The sequence below is a fragment of the Stenotrophomonas sp. 57 genome (genome assembly GCF_030291075.1).
Lineage (GTDB): Bacteria > Pseudomonadota > Gammaproteobacteria > Xanthomonadales > Xanthomonadaceae > Stenotrophomonas.
Map to the genome: position 1 here is coordinate 619,607 of NZ_CP127407.1, position 18,137 is coordinate 637,743.

Here is an 18,137-nt window from a genome sequence, read left to right on the forward strand (position 1 = left end):
CGGAGAAGGGCGGCCGGCCAGCGGTCGGCACTACCGCGCTCGCCGGGCGCGCCCCGGCCCTGCCGGCGGCGGCCCACCTTGGTAGGCACGCACTGCTCACGCCAGCCGCAGCGCCAATACACCGCCGACGATGAGCGCCGCCGCCAGCCACCGCGCACGCGGAATGCGCTCGCGCAGCAGGAACACCGAGATCAGCAGCGCGAACAGGATCGAAGACTCACGCAGCGCGGAGACCATCGCCACCGGCGCCTGGGTCATCGCCCACAACGCCATTGCATAGGACGCCGTGGTGCCGACACCACCGGCCAGACCGAGAGGCCAATGCTGCCGCGCATAGGCCAGTACCGCGCCGCGCCGGGTGTACAGCGCCCACAATGGCAGGGGAATGCCCGACAGCAGGAACAGCCACAGCGTGTAGCTGAGCGCACTGCCGGACTGGCGCGCACCCTGTGCATCGACCAGGGTGTAGGTGGCGATCATCGCCGCGGTCAGCAGTGGCAGGCGCAGTTGGCCGCCACGTGCACCCAGTGCCATGCACAGGATGCCGGTGCTCACCAGCACCACGCCCAGCCACGCGGCAGGTGGCAATGGTTCGCCCAGCAGGGTGCCGGCCAGCGCAACCAGGATCGGCGCGCTGCCACGCATCAGGGGATAGGCCAGGCTCATGTCGACCTGCTGGTAGCAGCGTGCGACCAGGCCGTAGTACGTCACCTGCAGCAGCACCGACGCGCCCAGCCACGGCCAGCTGTGCGCGGCCGGGAACGGCAGGAAGGGCAGGGCGGCCGCCGACAGCAGCGCGGCGCTGCCGGTGACCAGCACGGTGCCGAGGAACTTGTCCGGCCCGCGTTTGACGATCGCATTCCAGCTGGCGTGCAGGGCCGCAGCCGCGAGGACCAGCAGGAAAATGGAAAGAGGCATCGGGCGATGATGCCACGCCGGGAAAATGGAAACGCCGGGCATTGCCCGGCGTTTCCGATTCCGCATCGGTAGATGCCAACCTCTCCCGACGTGGGTGCCAACCTTGGTTGGCACGCACCAGAGCGCGGCGCTTACAGCTTCGCGCGCTGCTCGCGCAGGCCGGCCAGTTGGGTATTCCAGTCGGCCAGCCGCACGCGTTCCTGCTCGACCACCGCCGGTGGCACCTTGTCGGTGAACCTGGCCAGCTTGGTCTCGCTCTTTTCCTTTTCGGCATCGACGCGGGCGATTTCCTTGTCCAGGCGCACGCGCTCGGCATCGAGATCGACCAGGCCTTCCAGCGGCACCAGCAGCTTCAGCTCGCCCACGATCGCAGCGGCAGCCGGCGGTGCGCTTTCGCCTTCGGCCAGCCACTGGATGCTGTCCAGCTTCAGCAGGAACGACAGCGAGGCGCTGAAGCGTTCAATGCGCAGGCGGTCCTGCTCCAGCCCGGCCTGCAGGCGCAGCGGCACCAGCTTGGATGGGGCAACGTTCAGTTCGCTGCGCACGCGACGCACCGCGCTGATCACCGCCTTCAGCCATTCCACGTCGGCTTCGGCCTGGGCGAAATCGCCTTCGAACTCGGCTGCGGTCGGGTACGGCCGCAGCGACAGCGTGGTCTCGGCCAGGCCCAGGCGCGGCGCCAACTGCTGCCACAGCTGCTCGGTGATGAACGGGGTCAGCGGGTGCAGCAGGCGCAGCAGCGCTTCCAGCACGTACAGCAGGGTGTGGCGGGTGCTTTCGGCATCGGCGGCATCGGCACCGTTCAGGGCCGGCTTGCTCAGTTCCAGGAACCAATCGCAGAACGCGTTCCAGGCGAACTCGTACAGGCACTGCGCCAGCAGGTCGAAGCGGTAGGCGGCGAAATGGCCCTGCGCTTCGGCGGTGGTGGCGGCCAGGCGCGCGAGGATCCAGCGCTCGGCATCGGTACGCGGCTTGGGCACGCCGGTGAACGCCACGCCCTCGGTGTTCATCAGCGCGAAGCGGCTGGCGTTCCACAGCTTGTTGCAGAAGTTCTTGTAGCCCTCGGCGCGGTTCATGTCGAACTTGATGTCGCGGCCGTGGGTGGCCAGCGCTGCGATGGTGAAGCGCAGCGCATCGGCACCGTGGGCAGCAATGCCGTCCGGGAATTCCTTGCGGGTGGCCTTCTCGATCTTCTCCACCATCTTCGGCTGCATCAGGCCGCCGGTGCGCTTGGCGACCAGGTCGTCGATGGTGATGCCGTCGATGATGTCCAGCGGGTCCAGCACGTTGCCCTTGCTCTTGGACATTTTCTGGCCCTGGCCGTCGCGGATCAGGCCGGTGAAGTAGACGTCCTTGAACGGGATCTTCCCGACCAGGTTGTCGGTGGCCATGATCATGCGCGCCACCCAGAAGAAAATGATGTCGAAGCCGGTGATCAGCACCGACGACGGCAGGTAGCGGTCGAAGCCGCGCTCGGCCATGGCCTGTTCGTTCGGCCAGCCCAGGGTGGAGAAGGGCCACAGCTGCGAGGAGAACCAGGTCTCCAGCACGTCGCTTTCCTGGTTCAGCACCACGTCGCTGCCGAGGTTGTTCTTCGCGCGCACTTCGTCTTCGGTGCGACCGACGTAGCAGTTGCCGGTGGCGGCGTCGAACCACGCCGGAATGCGGTGGCCCCACCACAGCTGGCGGCTGATGCACCAGTCCTGGATGTTGTTCATCCAGTGGCGGTAGGTGTTGATCCAGTTCGGTGGCACGAAGGCGATGGTTCCGTCTTCGACCAGTTCCAGGCCGCGCTTGGCCAGGTCGTCCATCTTCACGAACCACTGGTCGGTCAGGTACGGCTCGATCACCTGGCCGGTACGGTCGCCGCGCGGCACCTGCAGCTTGTGCGCGCGGGTCTCGACCAGGATGCCCAGGTCTTCCAGCTCGGCCAGCACGGCCTTGCGCGCGGCGTAGCGGTCCAGGCCCTGGAAGCGTTCCGGCGCATTTTCATTCAGCGCTGCCACCGGGGTGAACAGGTTGATCATTGGCAGGCTGTGGCGCACGCCCACTTCATAGTCATTGAAATCATGCGCCGGGGTGACCTTGACCACGCCGGTGCCGAACGCGCGGTCCACGTAGTCATCGGCGATCACTGGCACGCGGCGGCCGGTCAACGGCAGCACCACGCTCTTGCCGATCAGGTGGGCGTAGCGTTCATCGTCCGGGTGCACCATCACCGCGGTATCGCCCAGCAGGGTTTCCGGGCGGGTGGTGGCGACCACCAGGTAGTCGCGGGTTTCGCGCAGGGTTTCCACGCCGTCGGCATCGCGCTCGACGTGCTCGTAGCTCAGGCCGTCATCCAGCGTGTAGGCGATCGACCACAGGAAGCCATCTTCCTCGGCGCTCTCCACTTCCAGGTCGGAAATGGCGGTCTTCAGCACCGGGTCCCAGTTGACCAGGCGCTGGCCGCGGTAGATCAGGCCCTGCTCGTACCAGCGCACGAAGGCTTCGCTCACCGCAGCCGACGGCTGCGGGTCCATGGTGAAGGTGCTGCGCGACCAGTCGGCCGAGGTGCCGAGGCGGCGCATCTGGCGCTCGATGGTGTCGCCGGACTGCTGCTTCCACTCCCAGACCTTGCCGATGAAGCCCTCGCGGCCCAGCGAATCGCGGGTCTCGCCCTTGCCTTCCAGCGCCAGGTTGCGGCTGACCACCATTTCGGTGGCGATGCCGGCGTGGTCGGTACCGACCTGCCACAACGTGTCGTAGCCGCGCATGCGGTGGTAGCGCACCAGCGCATCCATCAGCGTCTGCTGGAACGCATGGCCCATGTGCAGGGTGCCGGTCACGTTCGGCGGCGGCAGCAGGATGGTGTACGGCTCGCCCGTGCCGGACGGCTTGAAGTGGCCGGCCTTCTCCCAGGCCTCGTAGAGGTCGGTCTCGAAGGACTTCGGGTCGTAGCTGGAGGCGAGTTGGGTCATGCGGGGGAACCAGGAGGTAATCGTTGAAGGATCAGGGCGCGGCGGCGGCCGCTCAAGGGGGCCGGTGCGCGCTTACATGTCGTGCTTGTTCAGGTCGTAACCGGCGGCCTTGTACTGGCGCCAGCGTTCGCGCAGCGGTTCGCGCGCTTCCGGATCGGCCGGGACCACTTCCAGCACGCGTTCGCACTGGCCCAGCCAGGGTTCATCGCGCAGGTTGATCACCAGCGGGCGTGCCGGCGCGTCGGTTCCGGGTACGGCGATCAGTACCAGGGCCTCTTCCTCGTCCATGTCTTCGCCGGCGATCTGGTGCGGGATGTAGGCATCGTTGTCGAATGCCCACAGCAGCTCGTCCAGCTCTTCGGCCTGGGCCTGGTCGCGGGCCAGCACCAGGGTGAACAGCCCGGCGTCGTTGGCCTTGCGCGCCAGCTCGCAGACCAGGCGCAGCGGCTCGGTCAGGAAGCGGGGCTTGGCGATCAGGTAGAAGTCGGCGCGGGGCATGGCAGGGTCCGGGTCAGGCAGGGGCCCGGCATTGCCGGGCGAGGCCCTGGCCGGCAGAGGCCGGCCAGGGTCGGGTACGGCATCAGGCGCGGGCGACCTGGTCCAGCAGCCACTGGCTCAGCAGGCCGACCGGGCGGCCGGTGGCCATGCCACGCTTGCCTTCATCGCTGGCGACGCCGGCGATGTCCAAGTGGGCCCAGCGCTGGCCTTCGGCGAAGCGCGACAGGAAGCAGCCGGCGGTGATCGCACCGGCCCAACGGCCGCCGATGTTGTAGACGTCGGCGAAGGTCGAATCCAGCATCGGCTGGTACTCGTCCCACAGCGGCAGGCGCCAGGCGCGGTCGAACACGTGCTCGCCGGCGGCCAGCAGCTCGTTGGCCAGGTCGTCGTGCTTGCTCATCAGGCCGGCGGTCTGGTGGCCCAGGGCCACCATGCAGGCACCGGTCAGGGTGGCGACGTCGACCAGCGCGGCCGGCTCGAAGCGCTGTGCGTAGGTCAGCGCGTCGCACAGGATCAGGCGGCCTTCGGCGTCGGTATTGCCCACTTCGATGGTCTTGCCCGACATCGAGGTGATCACGTCGGACGGACGATAGGCATTGCCATCGATGGCGTTTTCAACGGCCGGCACCACCACGACGAGGTTCAGCGGCAGCTTGGCCTTCACGGCAGCAACGAAGGTGCCGATGACGTTGGCGCCACCGCACATGTCGTACTTCATCTCCTCGATGCCGCCCTGGGTCTTCAGGTTGACGCCACCGGTATCGAAGGTGATGCCCTTGCCGACCAGCACATAGGGCTTGGCGTCGCCTGCACCGGTCCACTTCAGCACCACCAGGCGCGGGCGGTTGGCCGAGCCACGGGCCACGGCCAGCAGCGAGCCCATGCCCAGCGCTTCCATCTGGTGCTCGTCGAGGATCTCGGCTTCGGCACCCTCGTGCTCGCCGGCGAACTTCACGCCCACCTCGGCCAGGTAGGCCGGGGTGCAGTAGTTGGGCGGCAGGTTGCCCAGCTCGCGGGCGAACTCCACGCCGGCGGCGATGGCCTGGCCCTGGGCCAGCGCCTGCGCATCGTCACCGGCGATGGCCAGCTGCGCCAGGCCGGCGTCGTCGGCCTTCTTCTTGCCCAGCGTGGCGGTGTAGCGGTAGGCGGCGTGATCGGCGGCGATCACCGCCTGGCGGATCGCCCAGGCCGCGTCGCGGTCCTTGATGGCCACTTCGGACAGGGTGAACAGTGCGCTGCGGGTAGCACCGGCCTTCAGCGCGCGCACGGCGTCGCCGATGGCCTTCAGGTACTGCGGCACGCCGAAGCGGGCGGCCTCGCCCAGGCCGACCACCAGCACGCGTGGGGCAGTCACGCCCGGCAGGTCGTGCAGCAGGGTGGTGGCACCTGTCTTGCCGGACAGGTCGCCGCGCTGGGCCAGCGAGGCCAGGCGGCCGCCGCTGGCGGCGTCCAGGGCCTGCGCGGCCGGGGTCAGGCTGTGGTCGGCATAGGCGCCGACCACCAGGCAGTCAACGGTGGCGGCAGCCGGCGCGAGGTGGTTCAGGGTGAATTCGAGGGCCATTGAGCAGATTCCATTGGCGAGTCCGTACAATCGCAGGCCGTTTACGCCCAGACAGTAGACTGGGCGGCACCGCGAACGAACCCCAGAGTTTAAACCACCGCCCCATGCTGAAGCTCGACCGATACCTGCTGGGCGATTTCGTCCAGAGTTTCCTGGCTACCCTGATCGTCCTGCTGGTGGTCAGCGTGGGCGGCGTGCTGGTGGACATCCTCGGCAACATCGCCGACGGGCGCCTGCCGGCCAAGCTGCTGTTCTCCCAGTTGGGCCTGCAGTTCATCGCCTACCTGCCGCTGATCCTGCCGCTGGCCCTGATGCTGGGCCTGCTGCTGGCCATCGCCCGCCTGTACCGTGACTCGGAAATGGCGGTCATCACCGCCATTGGCGTGGGCCCCAAGCGCCTGCTGCGGCCGCTGCTGATGCTGGTGGTGCCGGTGGTGCTGCTGGTCGGCGCCTGCTCGCTGTGGCTGGGCCCGTGGGCCGGCCGGGTGGCCGAGCAGATGATCATCGAGGCCAACCGCAGCGTGCTGATGGCCGGGCTGGAACCGGGGCGGTTCACCCCGCTGCCCAATGGCGGCGTGGTCTACCTGTCCTCGATCTCGCCCGATGGCACCCAGCTGGGCAAGGTGTTCCTGCAGCGCCAGAAGGATGACCGCCTGGAAGTGGTGTCCGCCAATGGCGGCCGCATGTTCTTCGAGGGCACCCGCCAGCGTTTCCTGGAGCTGGATGACGGTCACCAGGTGGAAGGGCCGGTGGCCGGTGGGCTGGATTACCGCCTGGCCACCTTTGCCCGCAACGACGTGGCCCTGCCTGATGGCGCCCAGACACGTACCGAGGATGACCCGGAACTGATGCCGACCCTGAAGCTGATCGGTGACGAGCGCCCGCAGGCGCAGGCGCAGCTGCACCGCCGCCTGGCCCCGCCGCTGATCGCGCTGGCGTTTGCGCTGCTGACCGTGCCGCTGGGCCGCAGCTCGCCGCGCCAGCAGCGCTACGGCCGCATGATGCTGGCGTTGATGGCCTACATGGTGGGTACCAACCTGATGTTCATCGGCAGTGGCTGGATCGCCAACGGCAAGATTCCGCCCGCGCTCGGCCTGTGGTGGCTGACCTTGCCGCTGCTGGCGCTGGCAATCTGGATGTATGCACGTGATGGCCGCCTGGGCCGCCCGAAGGGAGCCCGCGCATGAGGCTGCGCCCGATGCGTTTCGACCTGTACCTGGGCCGGTCGGTGTTCACCACGGTGCTGCTGACCTGGGCCGTGCTGGTCGGCCTGGACGTGGTGATGGCGTTCTCCGGCGAGTTCAAGGACATCGGCAAGAACGGCTACACCCTGGGCCATGCCGCCGCGTGGGTGCTGTACACGGTGCCGCGCCGCGCCTACACCATGTTCCCGACCGCCGCGGTGATCGGTGCGCTGATGGGCCTGGGCCAGCTGGCTGCCACCTCCGAGCTGACCGCACTGCGCGCGCTGGGCCTGTCGCGCAAGCGCCTGAGCGTGTCGGTGGCGATCGCGCTGTCGTTGCTGACCGCAGTGATGGTGCTCAGTGCCGAGACGCTGGGTCCCTGGGGCCAGGATCGCGCCGATGCGCTGAAGTCCAGCGCCAAGTGGGGGCGGGACATCGCCACCAGCCGCTACTCCGGGTTGTGGGCACGCGAAGGCGACACCTTCCTCAATGCGCAAAGCGGCGAAGAGCAGCTGGTCGGCGACAAGGGCACGCGTCTGATCCTGCGCGACGTGCGCCTGTACCGCGTTGCCGAGGACGGCACGATCGCCTCGCTGACCCATGCCGACACCGCCGAGCATGACAAGGACGGCTGGGTGCTGACCGGCGTGCGCCGCGACACCTTCGGCGAGCGCTCGGCGAGCCGCCAGGAAGTGGCACGCGAACCGTGGAACTCGAAGCTGGATGCGGCGGCGCTGGCTACCGGCATTGCCAAGCCGCGCAACCTCAGCGTGGCCGAGCTGAGCACCAGCATTGCCTACCGCGAACGCAACGGGCTGGATGCGCGCGATTTCGAGGATGTGTACTGGAGCCGCTGGTTCTACCCGGTGAATGTGCTGGCGCTGTGCCTGGCGGCGGTGCCGTTCGCGTTCGGCTCGCTGCGCAGCGGCGGCATGGGCAAGCGCTTGTTCCTGGGCATCCTGTTCGCGCTGGGCTTCTGGCTGCTGCAGCTGTTCTTCGGCCGCATGGCAGGCGCGCTGAAATTCGATTACCGCATTGCCTATGCGTTGCCGCCGATCGTGATGCTGGCGGTATCCGGGCTGCTGTTCCGGCGCAAATCGGGCTGATCCTGGTTGTTGTAGAGCCGAGCCCATGCTCGGCTGATTTGCGTGCACCGCCCGCCAGCCGAGCGTGGGCTCGGCTCTACACAAGCGCTGCGCAGGATCGGATTGAAGGGTGACGCATCACCGCTTCGGCATCCGCAGCAGGCGGGTGCCGCTGGCACGGTCATGCCAGGTCAGGCGCTCGCGGTCGACCAGCGCCCACCAGAATCCCAGGCCGCCCAGCAGCAGTGACAACGTGCCCACGGCGAAACGCAGCCAAAGCTGTGCGCGTCGCAAGGGTGTGCCATCGCTCGATTCCAGCTTCAACCGCCATGGCCGCATGCCCAGTGTCTGCCCACCACGGCGCCAGCTGGCCGTGGCGTACCACCCCGTGATCATCCAGCACACCGCCCACAGCAGCCACTGCCAGGCGCTGAACGGCGCGATGTTCTCGCGCTGGGCGTGGCCGCTGAAGGTGTAGGCCAGGGTGAACAGGGTGCCGGCCAGCATCCACAGCGCCAGCACCGGCAGTGCGTCGTAGACCATCGCCAGCGCGCGCCACAGCAGCAATGCGCGCGGGCGGGATGTTTCGGTGGCGGCCGCAGGGGCCGTATCAATGGCGGGGCGGGACATGCGCCGAGCATACGCAAAGCTGGCCGCGCCCGCAGTGGCCCTCGTATCCTGCACGCATGGCCTCTGTTTCCACCCCCGCCGAACGCCGCCAGCTGGTGCAGCAACTGCCCGAGCTGCGCGCCGATGACAGCGTGCGCATCCAGCGCTTCCTCGATGCGATCTGGGCCGAGAACGGCCTGGCCCGTGCCACCCTCGACAGCTACCGGCGCGACCTGGAAGGGTTGGCACGCTGGATGGATGGGCGCGACGGTGGCCTGGCCGGCATCGAGCGTCCCGGCCTGTTCGACTATCTGGCCTGGCGCACCCGCCACGGCTGGTCACCGCGTAGCAATGCGCGCCTGTTGTCGGCCCTGCGCGCGTTCTTTGCCGACGGCGTGCGCCGGGGCGAGCGCAGCGAGGACCCCAGCGCGCTGCTGGACCCGCCCAAGCTGCCACGGCTGTTGCCCAAGGCGCTGGCCGAAAGCCAGATCGATGCGCTGCTGGCCGCGCCGGACGTCGACAGCCCGCTGGGCCTGCGCGATCGGGCCATGCTGGAACTGATGTACGCCGCCGGCCTGCGCGTGAGCGAACTGGTACTGCTGCCGGCCACTGCGGTCAACCTGCGTCAGGGCGTGCTGCGGGTGACCGGCAAGGGCAGCAAGGAGCGGCTGGTGCCGCTGGGCGAAGAGTCGCAACACTGGCTGGAGCGTTACCTGCAGCAGTCTCGGCCGCAGCTGGTCGGCAAAGGCAAGGTGCACGCGCTGGCGGACGGGCAGACACCGTTGTTCGTTGAGCCGACGCTGCACGCGTTGACCCGCCAGGCGTTCTGGCACCTGGTCAAGCGCCATGCGCAGGTGGCCGGCATCGACCCGGTGCGGATCAGCCCGCATGGCCTGCGCCACAGCTTCGCCACGCACCTGCTCAATCGTGGCGCCGATCTGCGCGCGCTGCAGATGCTGCTTGGCCACAGCTCGTTGTCGACCACCCAGATCTACACCCTGGTGGCGCGCGAGCACCTGCAGAAACTGCACGCCCGGCATCACCCGCGCGGTTGAGCGGTGGCCTGAACCCTGGCCCCGGGCGGTGCGCGGCGTCGCGGCCCGGTGCCGGTGGCTGTGTCAGAATCCGGGGTCTTCTTCTGCCGCGGATCGTTCCATGCTCCGATTTGCCATCGCCGCCGTGTTCGGCGCGCTCAGCCTGACGGCCTGTGCCCAGCCCGCGCCGCCGGCCGCCAAGGCCCCTGCCACCGCTGCGGCCAAGGCCAGCCCGGCCACCACCGCGTCAGCCGACCAGGCCGTGCGTGCCGCGCTGACCGCGCTCAATCCTGGTTTCAAGGTGGATTACATCGGTGCCGCGCCGTTCCCCGGCTTCCGCGAGGTCGTCGTGTCCGGCCAGCTGCTGTACGTGTCCGATGACGGCCGCTATCTGTTCCAGTCGCAGCCGTATGACACCCGCGCCAAGGGCCCGGCCAACAGCGAAGGCCTGCTCGGCTACCGCCGCGATCTGCTGGCCAAGGTCAACCATGGCGACCGTATCGTGTTTGCCGCGCCGAACGCCAAGTACACCATCAGCGTGTTCACCGACATCGAATGCGGTTACTGCCGCAAGCTGCACCAGGACATCGCCGAGCTCAACCGCAACGGTATCTCCGTCGAGTACCTGGCATTCCCGCGCATGGGCCTGGGCAGCAAGGACTACACCGACATGATCTCTGTCTGGTGTGCGGCTGATCGTCGCCAGGCGCTGACCAACGCCAAGCGCGGTGGCAGCGTGCCGGCCAAGAACTGCACCAACCCGGTGGCGATGCAGTACGCACTGGGCCAGCAGCTGGGCGTGAACGGCACGCCGGCGATCTTCGCGCCGGATGGCACCCAGCTGGGCGGCTACCTGCCGCCGGCACAGCTGCGTGCAGCGCTGGAAAAACTGTCCGCCAAGCGCTGACCGTCGCAGGTCATTCGCTGTAGAGCCGAGCCCATGCTCGGCTGTGGGAACATCAGCCGAGCATGGGCTCGGCTCTACAGATTCGAGGCCGGGGATGCGTGTCGCATCCCCGACGTTCTTCCTTACTTCAGGCCATCACTGACCGCCTTGGTCAGCGTGCCCTGCGCATCGTCACCACTGAACTCCCAGACAAACGCGCCGCCCAGGCCCTGGGTCTTCACGTAACCCATCTTGCGGGTGATGTTGGCCGGAGTATCGAAGCTCCACAGCGTGCTGCCGTTGTAGATCCAGTTGGCACCGGCGGTGTTGTCGGTGTAGCCCGGCCACGCCAGGTTCTTCAGCACCTTCCAGTCTTCGATGCCGGCCTCGTAGGTACCCGGGGCGGCGCCGGTGGCGGTCTGGTACAGGCCGTTGTTGGCGTTGGCCACACCGGTCCAGCCACGCCCGTAATAGCCGATGCCCAGGTTGAGCTTGGCTGCCGGCACGCCACGGCTGATGAAGGCCTCGATGGCGTCGTTGCTGTTGTACAGCTTCTGGTCGCCGGTGGACGGATCATTCGGCGAATCGAACAGCGCCGACTGGTGATTGGTCTTCGCATCCCACGCGCCGTGGAAGTCGTAGGTCATCACGTTGATGTAGTCCAGGTACGGGTGGTACGCGGCCGGGTCGGTGACGCGGATCTTGTCGATGCCCGCACCCACCGCCACCGTCAGCAACAGGCCCGGACGCACTGCATCGAGCTGGCGGCGGAACTCGGCCATCAGCGCGGTGAAGTTGGCGTTGTCTTCCGGCTTGCCGCATTCGATGCCGCACGCCACCGGGTATTCCCAGTCGATGTCGATGCCGTCGAACACGCCCAGCGCGGCACCGGCGCCGCCGGCACCGTCGGTCACCGGCAGGTTGCCCTTGATGTAGGCATCGATGCACGAGGCGACGAAGGCCTGGCGGTTTTCCGGGCGTGCTGCGCTGGAGAAGCCGCGCGACCAGGTCCAGCCACCCAGCGAGATCAGCACCTTCATGCCCGGGTACTTGGCCTTGAGCTGCTTGAGCTGGTTCCAGTTGCCACGCAGCGGCTGGTCCCAGGTATCGGCGCTGCCGCTGACGCTCTCGGCGGCGCTGAAGGCCTTGGTGTAGTCGGCGAAGGCATCGCCACCGGCACCGCTGTTCGGATCCGACGGCTGGGTGATGCCCACTTCGCAGCGATTGTTGCGCACGTTGCCGAAGGCGTAGTTGATGTGGGTCAGGCGCGCGGCCGAGCCGCTGCTGTCGATGTTCTTGACCCGGTAGTTGCGGCCGTAGATGCCCCACTGGGTGAAGTAACCGATGACCCGCTTGCCCGTGGTGCCGCCGTCGCCGGCCAGCGTGGTGGCGCTGATCTCGGTGCCCTGGGCGGACGCGTTGCCGGCGTTGTCGCGGGCACGCACGCGGTAGCGATAGGTGGTGGATGCGGCCAGGCCACCATCGACGTAGCTGGCACTGGACGGCGATCCGACCAGGCTGCCATTGCGGTACACGTCATAGCCGGCGACGCCGCTGCCACCGGTGTTGTCGGTGGACGGGCTCCAGCTGAGCGCGATGCTGTTGGCGGTACGCGTGCCCACTGCCAGGCCGCCAGGCACGCTCGGTGCGGTGGTATCGCCACCGGCGGCGTTGACGGTGATGGTGATGGTCGGCGTGCTGCTGGTGGCGTTGTTGTTGTCGGTGGCTACCGCGCGCAGGGTGTGGCTGCCGGCGCTGGCATTGGCCCAGCTGGCCGCATACGGCGCACTGGTGGCGATGCCCAGCGAGGCGCCGTCGCGGAAGAATTCGACCTTGGCGACGCTGCCGTCCGGGTCGCTGGCGTTGGCGGTCACGTTGACCGTGCTGCCGGCGCTGAAGGTGGCGCCGTTGGCCGGCGAGGTCAGGCTGACCACCGGCGGCTGGTTGGTGCCGCTGCCATCGCAGGCACCGAGATTGGTGTAGTAGGGCGCACCGGCCGGATGGTCCGGCGGCGCGTTCCAGATGTCCTGGTTCGCCCGATAGAGGACGCCTCCTTTCTGCAGGGTATCGCCGGCCCGGTAGATCTTGGCCTGGTCCCACTGGGCCACCCCGGCACAGCTGGCGGCCTGCGCCAGGCCGGGCAGGGCAGCGGTACCTGCGGCCAAGGCAAGCAGCCAGGCCAGGCGGCGGGGACGACAGCTTCGGGTCGCACGTTCGGCACTGCGCACAATCGGGTCGTACATGGGTAAGTCTCCGATCAAAGGGCGCGCGGGCCCCGATGGCGCCGCGCGTGACGCAGGTCCGGGCGTCGCCAGGGAAGGCGACGGAGGGGGCGGACGGAGGTACCTGGGAGGCCGGGGAGAGAGTCCGGCACCAGGTAGGGACAACGTTGTCATCAATTGCGTGGTCAATCCGTGAGCGAGTGCATGGTTCGGGGAATCGGGCCGAGAGCGCGACGCGCGCGGTCGGCGGCCATCGGCGGAGCCCCTCGTGGCTGGGGCTTTCCGCGAACAGCGGGTTTCTGGAGGTTGGCCGGGCGGGTGGGCTGCGCAGGGGGCGCCGTGAATACGTCCCTGTAGGCTCGGGCGCGCCATCCATGGCGCTTACGCCCCTGCGCAGCCCACCCACCCGGCCACGGACAGGTTCCTGCGCGGCCAGCCACGGAAGACAGAACAAAAAATCAGAAGCAAAAGCAAAAGCAAAAGCAAAAGCCGGTCGCTTCGCTCCCATCCACGCCATGCGTGGATGGATCCATCAGATATCGCAACAAATCCAGGGTCAGAGCCCGTTGCGAAGCAACGGGATCCGACCCCGTGCCGTTCCAGCAGATCGCAGAAATCTGTCGAAGGCGGGGTGGGTCCGGTGGCGGGGGTGTCCGCGGCATGGATGCCGCGGCCAAGCCCCCAAGGACGGGTTTACGGCGTCCCCCGCCACCGGACCCACCCCGCCATCCCACGGGAAGCCAGCTTTTGCTCTGGCCGTTGCCGTTGCCCTGGCCTCGGCGGGTGCCGGGCGCCGCCCGGCCAAAGCCCTTCCCCCGCTTCCGGTACAATGTCGGGCCCGTTTCCCAACTACGGTTCCCCGGACATGATGGTCCTCGAGGGCGCGCCCGCCCTGTCGCCGTTCCGCCGCGAACGTCTTGAATCCCGCCTGCAGTCCATCGCTCCCTCCCTGCGCATCAGCGGTGCCTGGCACGTCTACTTCGTGCAGCCCGAAGGCAGCGCCGCTCCCGACCTTGCCACCCTGTGCCGCATCCTCGAAGCTGCGCCGCAGGCCGAGGCCGTGGCCGAAGGCGCGGTCAGCCGCATCGTGGTGCCTCGCCTGGGCACGCTGTCGCCGTGGTCGAGCAAGGCCACGGAGCTGGTGCGCGGTGCCGGTCAGCCGGTCAGCCGGGTCGAGCGTGGCCTGCGCATCGACGTGCAGGGCTGGCCGGCCGACGCCGACGCCCAGCAGGCGCTGGTCAAGGCGCTGCACGACCCGATGACGCAGTCGGTGCTGGAGACCGTGGAGCAGGGCCAGGCATTGTTCTCGGCGCCCGCGCGTGGCGAGCTGGAACGCGTGCCGGTGGATCAGCTGGAGGTTGCCAACCAGCGCCTCGGCCTGGCCATGGCCCAGGATGAGATCGACTACCTGCGCGAACGCTTCACCGCGCTGGGCCGCTCGCCGTCGGACGTGGAACTGATGATGTTCGCGCAGGCCAATTCCGAGCACTGCCGGCACAAGATCTTCAACGCCAGCTGGACCATCGACGGCCAGGAACAGGACCGCTCGCTGTTCCGGATGATCAAGAACACCCACCAGCAGACCCCGCAGCACACGCTCAGTGCGTACAGCGACAATGCGGCGGTGATCGAAGGCCATCCGGCCTCGCGCTACCGCCCGGACCCGGCAAGCGGCGAATACCGCCGCGAGCCGCAGGTGCCGAGCGCGTTCCAGATCAAGGTGGAAACCCACAACCACCCGACCGCGATCGCACCGTTCCCGGGCGCCTCGACCGGTGCCGGTGGCGAGATCCGCGACGAGGGCGCGACCGGCCGCGGCGGCAAGCCGAAGGCCGGCCTGACCGGCTTCTCGGTCTCGCACCTGCGCATTCCCGAGCTGCCGCAGCCATGGGAAGCGCCGCGCGCGCTGAACCCGCGCATGGCGCCGGCGCTGGAAATCATGACCGACGGCCCGCTCGGCGGCGCCGCGTTCAACAACGAGTTCGGCCGCCCGAACCTGCTCGGCTACTTCCGCAGCTTCGAGCTGCCCGAAGGCGCCGATCTGGTGCGTGCCTATGACAAGCCGATCATGCTGGCCGGTGGCCTCGGTGCGATCGATCGCGTGCAGGTGGACAAGATCCCGCTGCAGGATGGCGATGCGGTGATCGTGCTGGGTGGCCCGGCGATGCTGATCGGCCTGGGCGGCGGTGCCGCCAGTTCGGTGGCCTCCGGCGAAAGCGCCGAAGACCTGGACTTCGCCAGCGTGCAGCGTGACAACCCGGAAATGGAACGTCGCTGCCAGGAGGTCATCGACCGCTGCGTGGCGATGGGCGCCAACAACCCGATCAAGTTCTTCCACGATGTCGGTGCCGGTGGCCTGTCCAATGCCATCCCCGAGCTGCTGCACGACTCCAACGTCGGTGGCGTGATCGACCTGGGCAAGGTGCCCACCGATGATCCGTCGCTGTCGCCGATGCAGCTGTGGTGCAATGAATCGCAGGAACGCTACGTGCTGGGCGTGGCCCAGGAGCGTCTGGCCGAGTTCGCCGCGCTGTGCGCCCGCGAGCGCTGTCCGTTCGCGGCGGTCGGCGTGGCCACCGCCGAGGAACACCTGGTGGTGGCTTACGGTGCCGTGCCGGGCAACATCCCCGCCGACGCACCGATCGACCTGCCGATGGACGTGCTGTTCGGCAAGCCGCCGAAGATGCACCGCGATACCGCGCATCCGCCGGCCCCGCGCTGGCCGGCGCTGAAGACCGCAGGTCTGGATCTGCAGGAAGCGGGCCTGCGCGTGCTTGCGCACCCGACGGTGGCGTCGAAGAACTTCCTGGTCACCATCGGTGACCGCAGCGTCGGCGGCCTGACCGCACGCGAACAGATGGTCGGCCCGTGGCAGCTGCCGGTGGCCGATGTGGCCATCACCGTGGCCGACTTCGACGGCGTGGCTGGCGAAGCCATGTCGATCGGCGAGCGCACCCCGCTGGCCCTGCTCGATGCGGCAGCTTCGGCACGCATGGCGGTAGGCGAAGCGCTGACCAACCTGTGCGCGGCCCCGGTCGATGCGCTGGATGAGATCAAGCTGTCGGCGAACTGGATGGCCGCGGCCGGCCACCCGGGCGAAGACGCGCTGCTGTACGACGCGGTGAAGGCGGTGGGCATGGAACTGTGCCCGCAGCTGGACATCAGCATCCCGGTGGGCAAGGACTCGCTGTCGATGCAGGCGCAGTGGCACGACCAGGGCGAAGCGCACAAAAGCGTGTCGCCGGTGTCGCTGGTGATCTCGGCGTTCGCACCGGTCGCCGACGTGCGCCAGCAGCTGACGCCGCTGCTCGACCGCGACGTCGAAAGCGAGCTGTGGCTGATCGGCCTGGGTGCCGGCAAGCAGCGCCTGGGCGGTTCGATCCTGGCCCAGGTGCACGCCGACCACGGCGACCTGCCGGCATTCGCCGGTGCCGCCCCGGACCTGGATGACCCGCAGCGCCTGCGTGGCTTCTTCGAGCTGATTCGCGATGCGCGCCAGGCCGGCCTGCTGCTGGCCTACCACGACCGCAGCGACGGCGGTGCCTTCGCCGCGCTGTGCGAAATGGCGTTCACCTCGCGGCTGGGCCTGGACATCACCCTCGATGCCTGGGGCGATGATCCGTTCCGCAGCCTGTTCAACGAAGAACTGGGGGCGGTGGTGCAGATCGCCCGCGAAGACCGTGCGGCCTTCGCCGACCTGGTCGAGCGCCATGCACTGATCGAGTGCGCGCAGCGCATCGCCAAGCCGACCACCGCACCGGTGGTGCGCGTGTCGCTGGGCGGCGAGAACCTGGCCGAATGGCGCTGGGAAGCGCTGTTCGACGCCTGGTGGTCGGTCACCCACGCGATGCAGAAGCGCCGCGACAATCCGGCCAACGCCGATGCCGAGCGTGAGGTGGCGCGCGCGTTCAATGCGCCGGGCCTGAAGCCGAAGCTGAGCTTCGACCTCAACGAAGACGTGGCCGCTCCGTTCATCAGCACCGGTGCGCGTCCGCGCGTGGCCGTGCTGCGCGAGCAGGGCGTCAATGGCCAGATTGAAATGGCGAACATCTTCGAACGTGCCGGCTTCCGCGCCTTCGACGTGCACATGAGCGACCTGATCGAAGGTCGCGTGGCCCTGCAGGACTTCACCGGCCTGGTTGCCTGCGGCGGCTTCAGCTACGGCGACGTGCTCGGTGCCGGCCGCGGCTGGGCCACCTCGATCCTGGAGCGCAGTGCGTTGCGGGATGCCTTCGCTGCGTTCTTCGCGCGCGAGAACAGCTTCGCACTGGGCGTGTGCAACGGCTGCCAGATGATGAGCCAGCTGAAGAACATCATCCCCGGTGCCGAGCACTGGCCGCAGTTCCGCCGCAACGCCAGCGAACAGTTCGAAGCCCGCACCGCGCTGCTGGAAGTGGTGGAATCGCCGTCGATCCTCCTGCGTGGCATGGCCGGTTCGCGCCTGCCGGTGGCAGTGGCGCATGGTGAAGGCCAGGCGGTGTTCGACAACGCCGTCGACCAGGCCGCGGCCCGTGTTTCGCTGCGCTACATCGATGGCCACGGCAACGTGGCCAGCCAGTACCCGCTGAACCCGAACGGTTCGCCGGACGGCATCACCGGCCTGACCAGCAGCGATGGCCGCGTCACCATCATGATGCCGCACCCGGAACGTACTCCGCGCGCGCTCAACATGAGCTGGGCGCCGGTCGAGTGGCAGGGTGATTCACCGTGGATGCGCATGTTCCGCAACGCGCGGGTGTGGTGCGGTTGATCGCATCCCATCGCGCAGACATCAATCCCATCGCGTATGGAAAAACCCGCCGTTGATCGGCGGGTTTTTTCTTTGCACGCGTGAAACTCCTGATGCGTCCGCGAGTTACATCGATTTTCAGGCGACAGCAAATCGTCACGCACGGCTAACAAAATCCTTTTATAAACACGCGGAACAGTGAACTGTTTCACGGCAATGGGATTTGTGGTGTCAAAGTCTTGACGATCTGCACAGTTGCCGTTAACACTTGAACCCCGTTTCAGAATCATTCATTTCGCAGTAACCGGTTGGCGCACGCGCTCGGTTTTCTGTCGCTGCGCGCCGTTCGGCAATACCCCGCAGTAAATCACGCGAATAAACGCCCCCAGGGGACGTTGGGCCGGAAAGCCCAGCGGTGGCGTTGCTTTGCCCAAAACCAGTCCAATCAGGA

Annotated in this window: 11 protein-coding genes; 5 read left to right on the top strand and 6 right to left on the bottom strand. The window is 67.9% G+C overall.

From position 1 onward, the window contains the following. Nucleotides 1–96 precede the first annotated feature (96 nt). The 4 genes from QP512_RS02765 to QP512_RS02780 all read right to left on the bottom strand — a co-directional run bounded on the left by QP512_RS02765 (nucleotide 97) and on the right by QP512_RS02780 (nucleotide 5,937). The gene (locus tag QP512_RS02765; protein ID WP_286070896.1) at nucleotides 97–918 is read right to left on the bottom strand and encodes an EamA family transporter; all 822 of its coding nucleotides are present in this window, start codon (nucleotides 916–918) and stop codon (nucleotides 97–99) included. A 131-nt stretch (nucleotides 919–1,049) separates the two neighbouring features. Next, complete coding sequence (locus QP512_RS02770) at nucleotides 1,050–3,878, bottom strand: valine--tRNA ligase (protein ID WP_286070897.1); 2,829 nt, start codon at nucleotides 3,876–3,878, stop codon at nucleotides 1,050–1,052. Nucleotides 3,879–3,950: 72 nt separating this feature from the next. Then, entirely contained in the window at nucleotides 3,951–4,376 is a 426-nt protein-coding gene (locus QP512_RS02775; protein WP_014645876.1) for a DNA polymerase III subunit chi, read from the bottom strand. 82 nt (nucleotides 4,377–4,458) lie between these two features. After that, nucleotides 4,459–5,937, bottom strand: a complete 1,479-nt coding sequence (locus QP512_RS02780) for a leucyl aminopeptidase (RefSeq protein WP_286070898.1) — start codon at nucleotides 5,935–5,937, stop codon at nucleotides 4,459–4,461. Nucleotides 5,938–6,041: 104 nt separating this feature from the next. Here QP512_RS02780 and lptF point away from each other — a divergent pair, with 104 nt between their 5' ends. Together lptF and lptG are read left to right on the top strand one after the other, a co-directional pair. Further along, nucleotides 6,042–7,124: an LPS export ABC transporter permease LptF gene (lptF, locus tag QP512_RS02785; protein WP_286070899.1), complete on the top strand. Its 1,083-nt coding sequence runs from the start codon at nucleotides 6,042–6,044 to the stop codon at nucleotides 7,122–7,124. Beyond that, nucleotides 7,121–8,227, top strand: coding sequence for an LPS export ABC transporter permease LptG (lptG, locus tag QP512_RS02790; RefSeq protein WP_286070900.1), 1,107 nt, complete (start codon nucleotides 7,121–7,123; stop codon nucleotides 8,225–8,227). The genes lptF and lptG overlap by 4 nt, the downstream gene beginning before the upstream one ends. 117 nt (nucleotides 8,228–8,344) lie before the next feature. Here the strand turns inward: lptG and QP512_RS02795 are convergent, their stop codons facing one another. Beyond that, entirely contained in the window at nucleotides 8,345–8,836 is a 492-nt protein-coding gene (locus QP512_RS02795; RefSeq protein WP_286070901.1) for an RDD family protein, read from the bottom strand. A gap of 56 nt (nucleotides 8,837–8,892) precedes the next feature. On the opposite strand from QP512_RS02795, the gene xerD reads away from it, so the two are divergent. After that, on the top strand, nucleotides 8,893–9,870 hold the full coding sequence (gene xerD / locus QP512_RS02800) for a site-specific tyrosine recombinase XerD (protein ID WP_197596026.1): 978 nt from the start codon (nucleotides 8,893–8,895) through the stop codon (nucleotides 9,868–9,870). Between the two features lie 100 nt (nucleotides 9,871–9,970). Then, nucleotides 9,971–10,756: a DsbC family protein gene (locus tag QP512_RS02805; RefSeq protein WP_286070902.1), complete on the top strand. Its 786-nt coding sequence runs from the start codon at nucleotides 9,971–9,973 to the stop codon at nucleotides 10,754–10,756. Nucleotides 10,757–10,878: 122 nt separating this feature from the next. On the opposite strand, the gene QP512_RS02810 is transcribed toward QP512_RS02805, so the two are convergent. Continuing rightward, nucleotides 10,879–12,978: a glycosyl hydrolase family 18 protein gene (locus QP512_RS02810; protein ID WP_286070903.1), complete on the bottom strand. Its 2,100-nt coding sequence runs from the start codon at nucleotides 12,976–12,978 to the stop codon at nucleotides 10,879–10,881. Between the two features lie 844 nt (nucleotides 12,979–13,822). Between QP512_RS02810 and purL the strand changes: the two genes are divergently transcribed. Further along, nucleotides 13,823–17,707 carry a phosphoribosylformylglycinamidine synthase gene (gene purL, locus QP512_RS02815; RefSeq protein ID WP_286070904.1) on the top strand — a complete coding sequence of 1,295 codons (3,885 nt, stop codon included), beginning with the start codon at nucleotides 13,823–13,825 and terminating at the stop codon, nucleotides 17,705–17,707. The last annotated feature ends 430 nt before the right edge of the window (nucleotides 17,708–18,137 follow it).

Coding starts and splice junctions, on each gene's coding strand:
- QP512_RS02795 (WP_286070901.1), bottom strand. CDS start 8,836: ATGTCCCGCCCCGCCATTGATACGGCCCCTGCGGCCGCCACCGAAACA.
- QP512_RS02770 (WP_286070897.1), bottom strand. CDS start 3,878: ATGACCCAACTCGCCTCCAGCTACGACCCGAAGTCCTTCGAGACCGAC.
- QP512_RS02780 (WP_286070898.1), bottom strand. CDS start 5,937: ATGGCCCTCGAATTCACCCTGAACCACCTCGCGCCGGCTGCCGCCACC.
- lptG (WP_286070900.1), top strand. CDS start 7,121: ATGAGGCTGCGCCCGATGCGTTTCGACCTGTACCTGGGCCGGTCGGTG.
- purL (WP_286070904.1), top strand. CDS start 13,823: ATGATGGTCCTCGAGGGCGCGCCCGCCCTGTCGCCGTTCCGCCGCGAA.
- lptF (WP_286070899.1), top strand. CDS start 6,042: ATGCTGAAGCTCGACCGATACCTGCTGGGCGATTTCGTCCAGAGTTTC.
- QP512_RS02810 (WP_286070903.1), bottom strand. CDS start 12,978: ATGTACGACCCGATTGTGCGCAGTGCCGAACGTGCGACCCGAAGCTGT.
- QP512_RS02765 (WP_286070896.1), bottom strand. CDS start 918: ATGCCTCTTTCCATTTTCCTGCTGGTCCTCGCGGCTGCGGCCCTGCAC.
- xerD (WP_197596026.1), top strand. CDS start 8,893: ATGGCCTCTGTTTCCACCCCCGCCGAACGCCGCCAGCTGGTGCAGCAA.
- QP512_RS02775 (WP_014645876.1), bottom strand. CDS start 4,376: ATGCCCCGCGCCGACTTCTACCTGATCGCCAAGCCCCGCTTCCTGACC.
- QP512_RS02805 (WP_286070902.1), top strand. CDS start 9,971: ATGCTCCGATTTGCCATCGCCGCCGTGTTCGGCGCGCTCAGCCTGACG.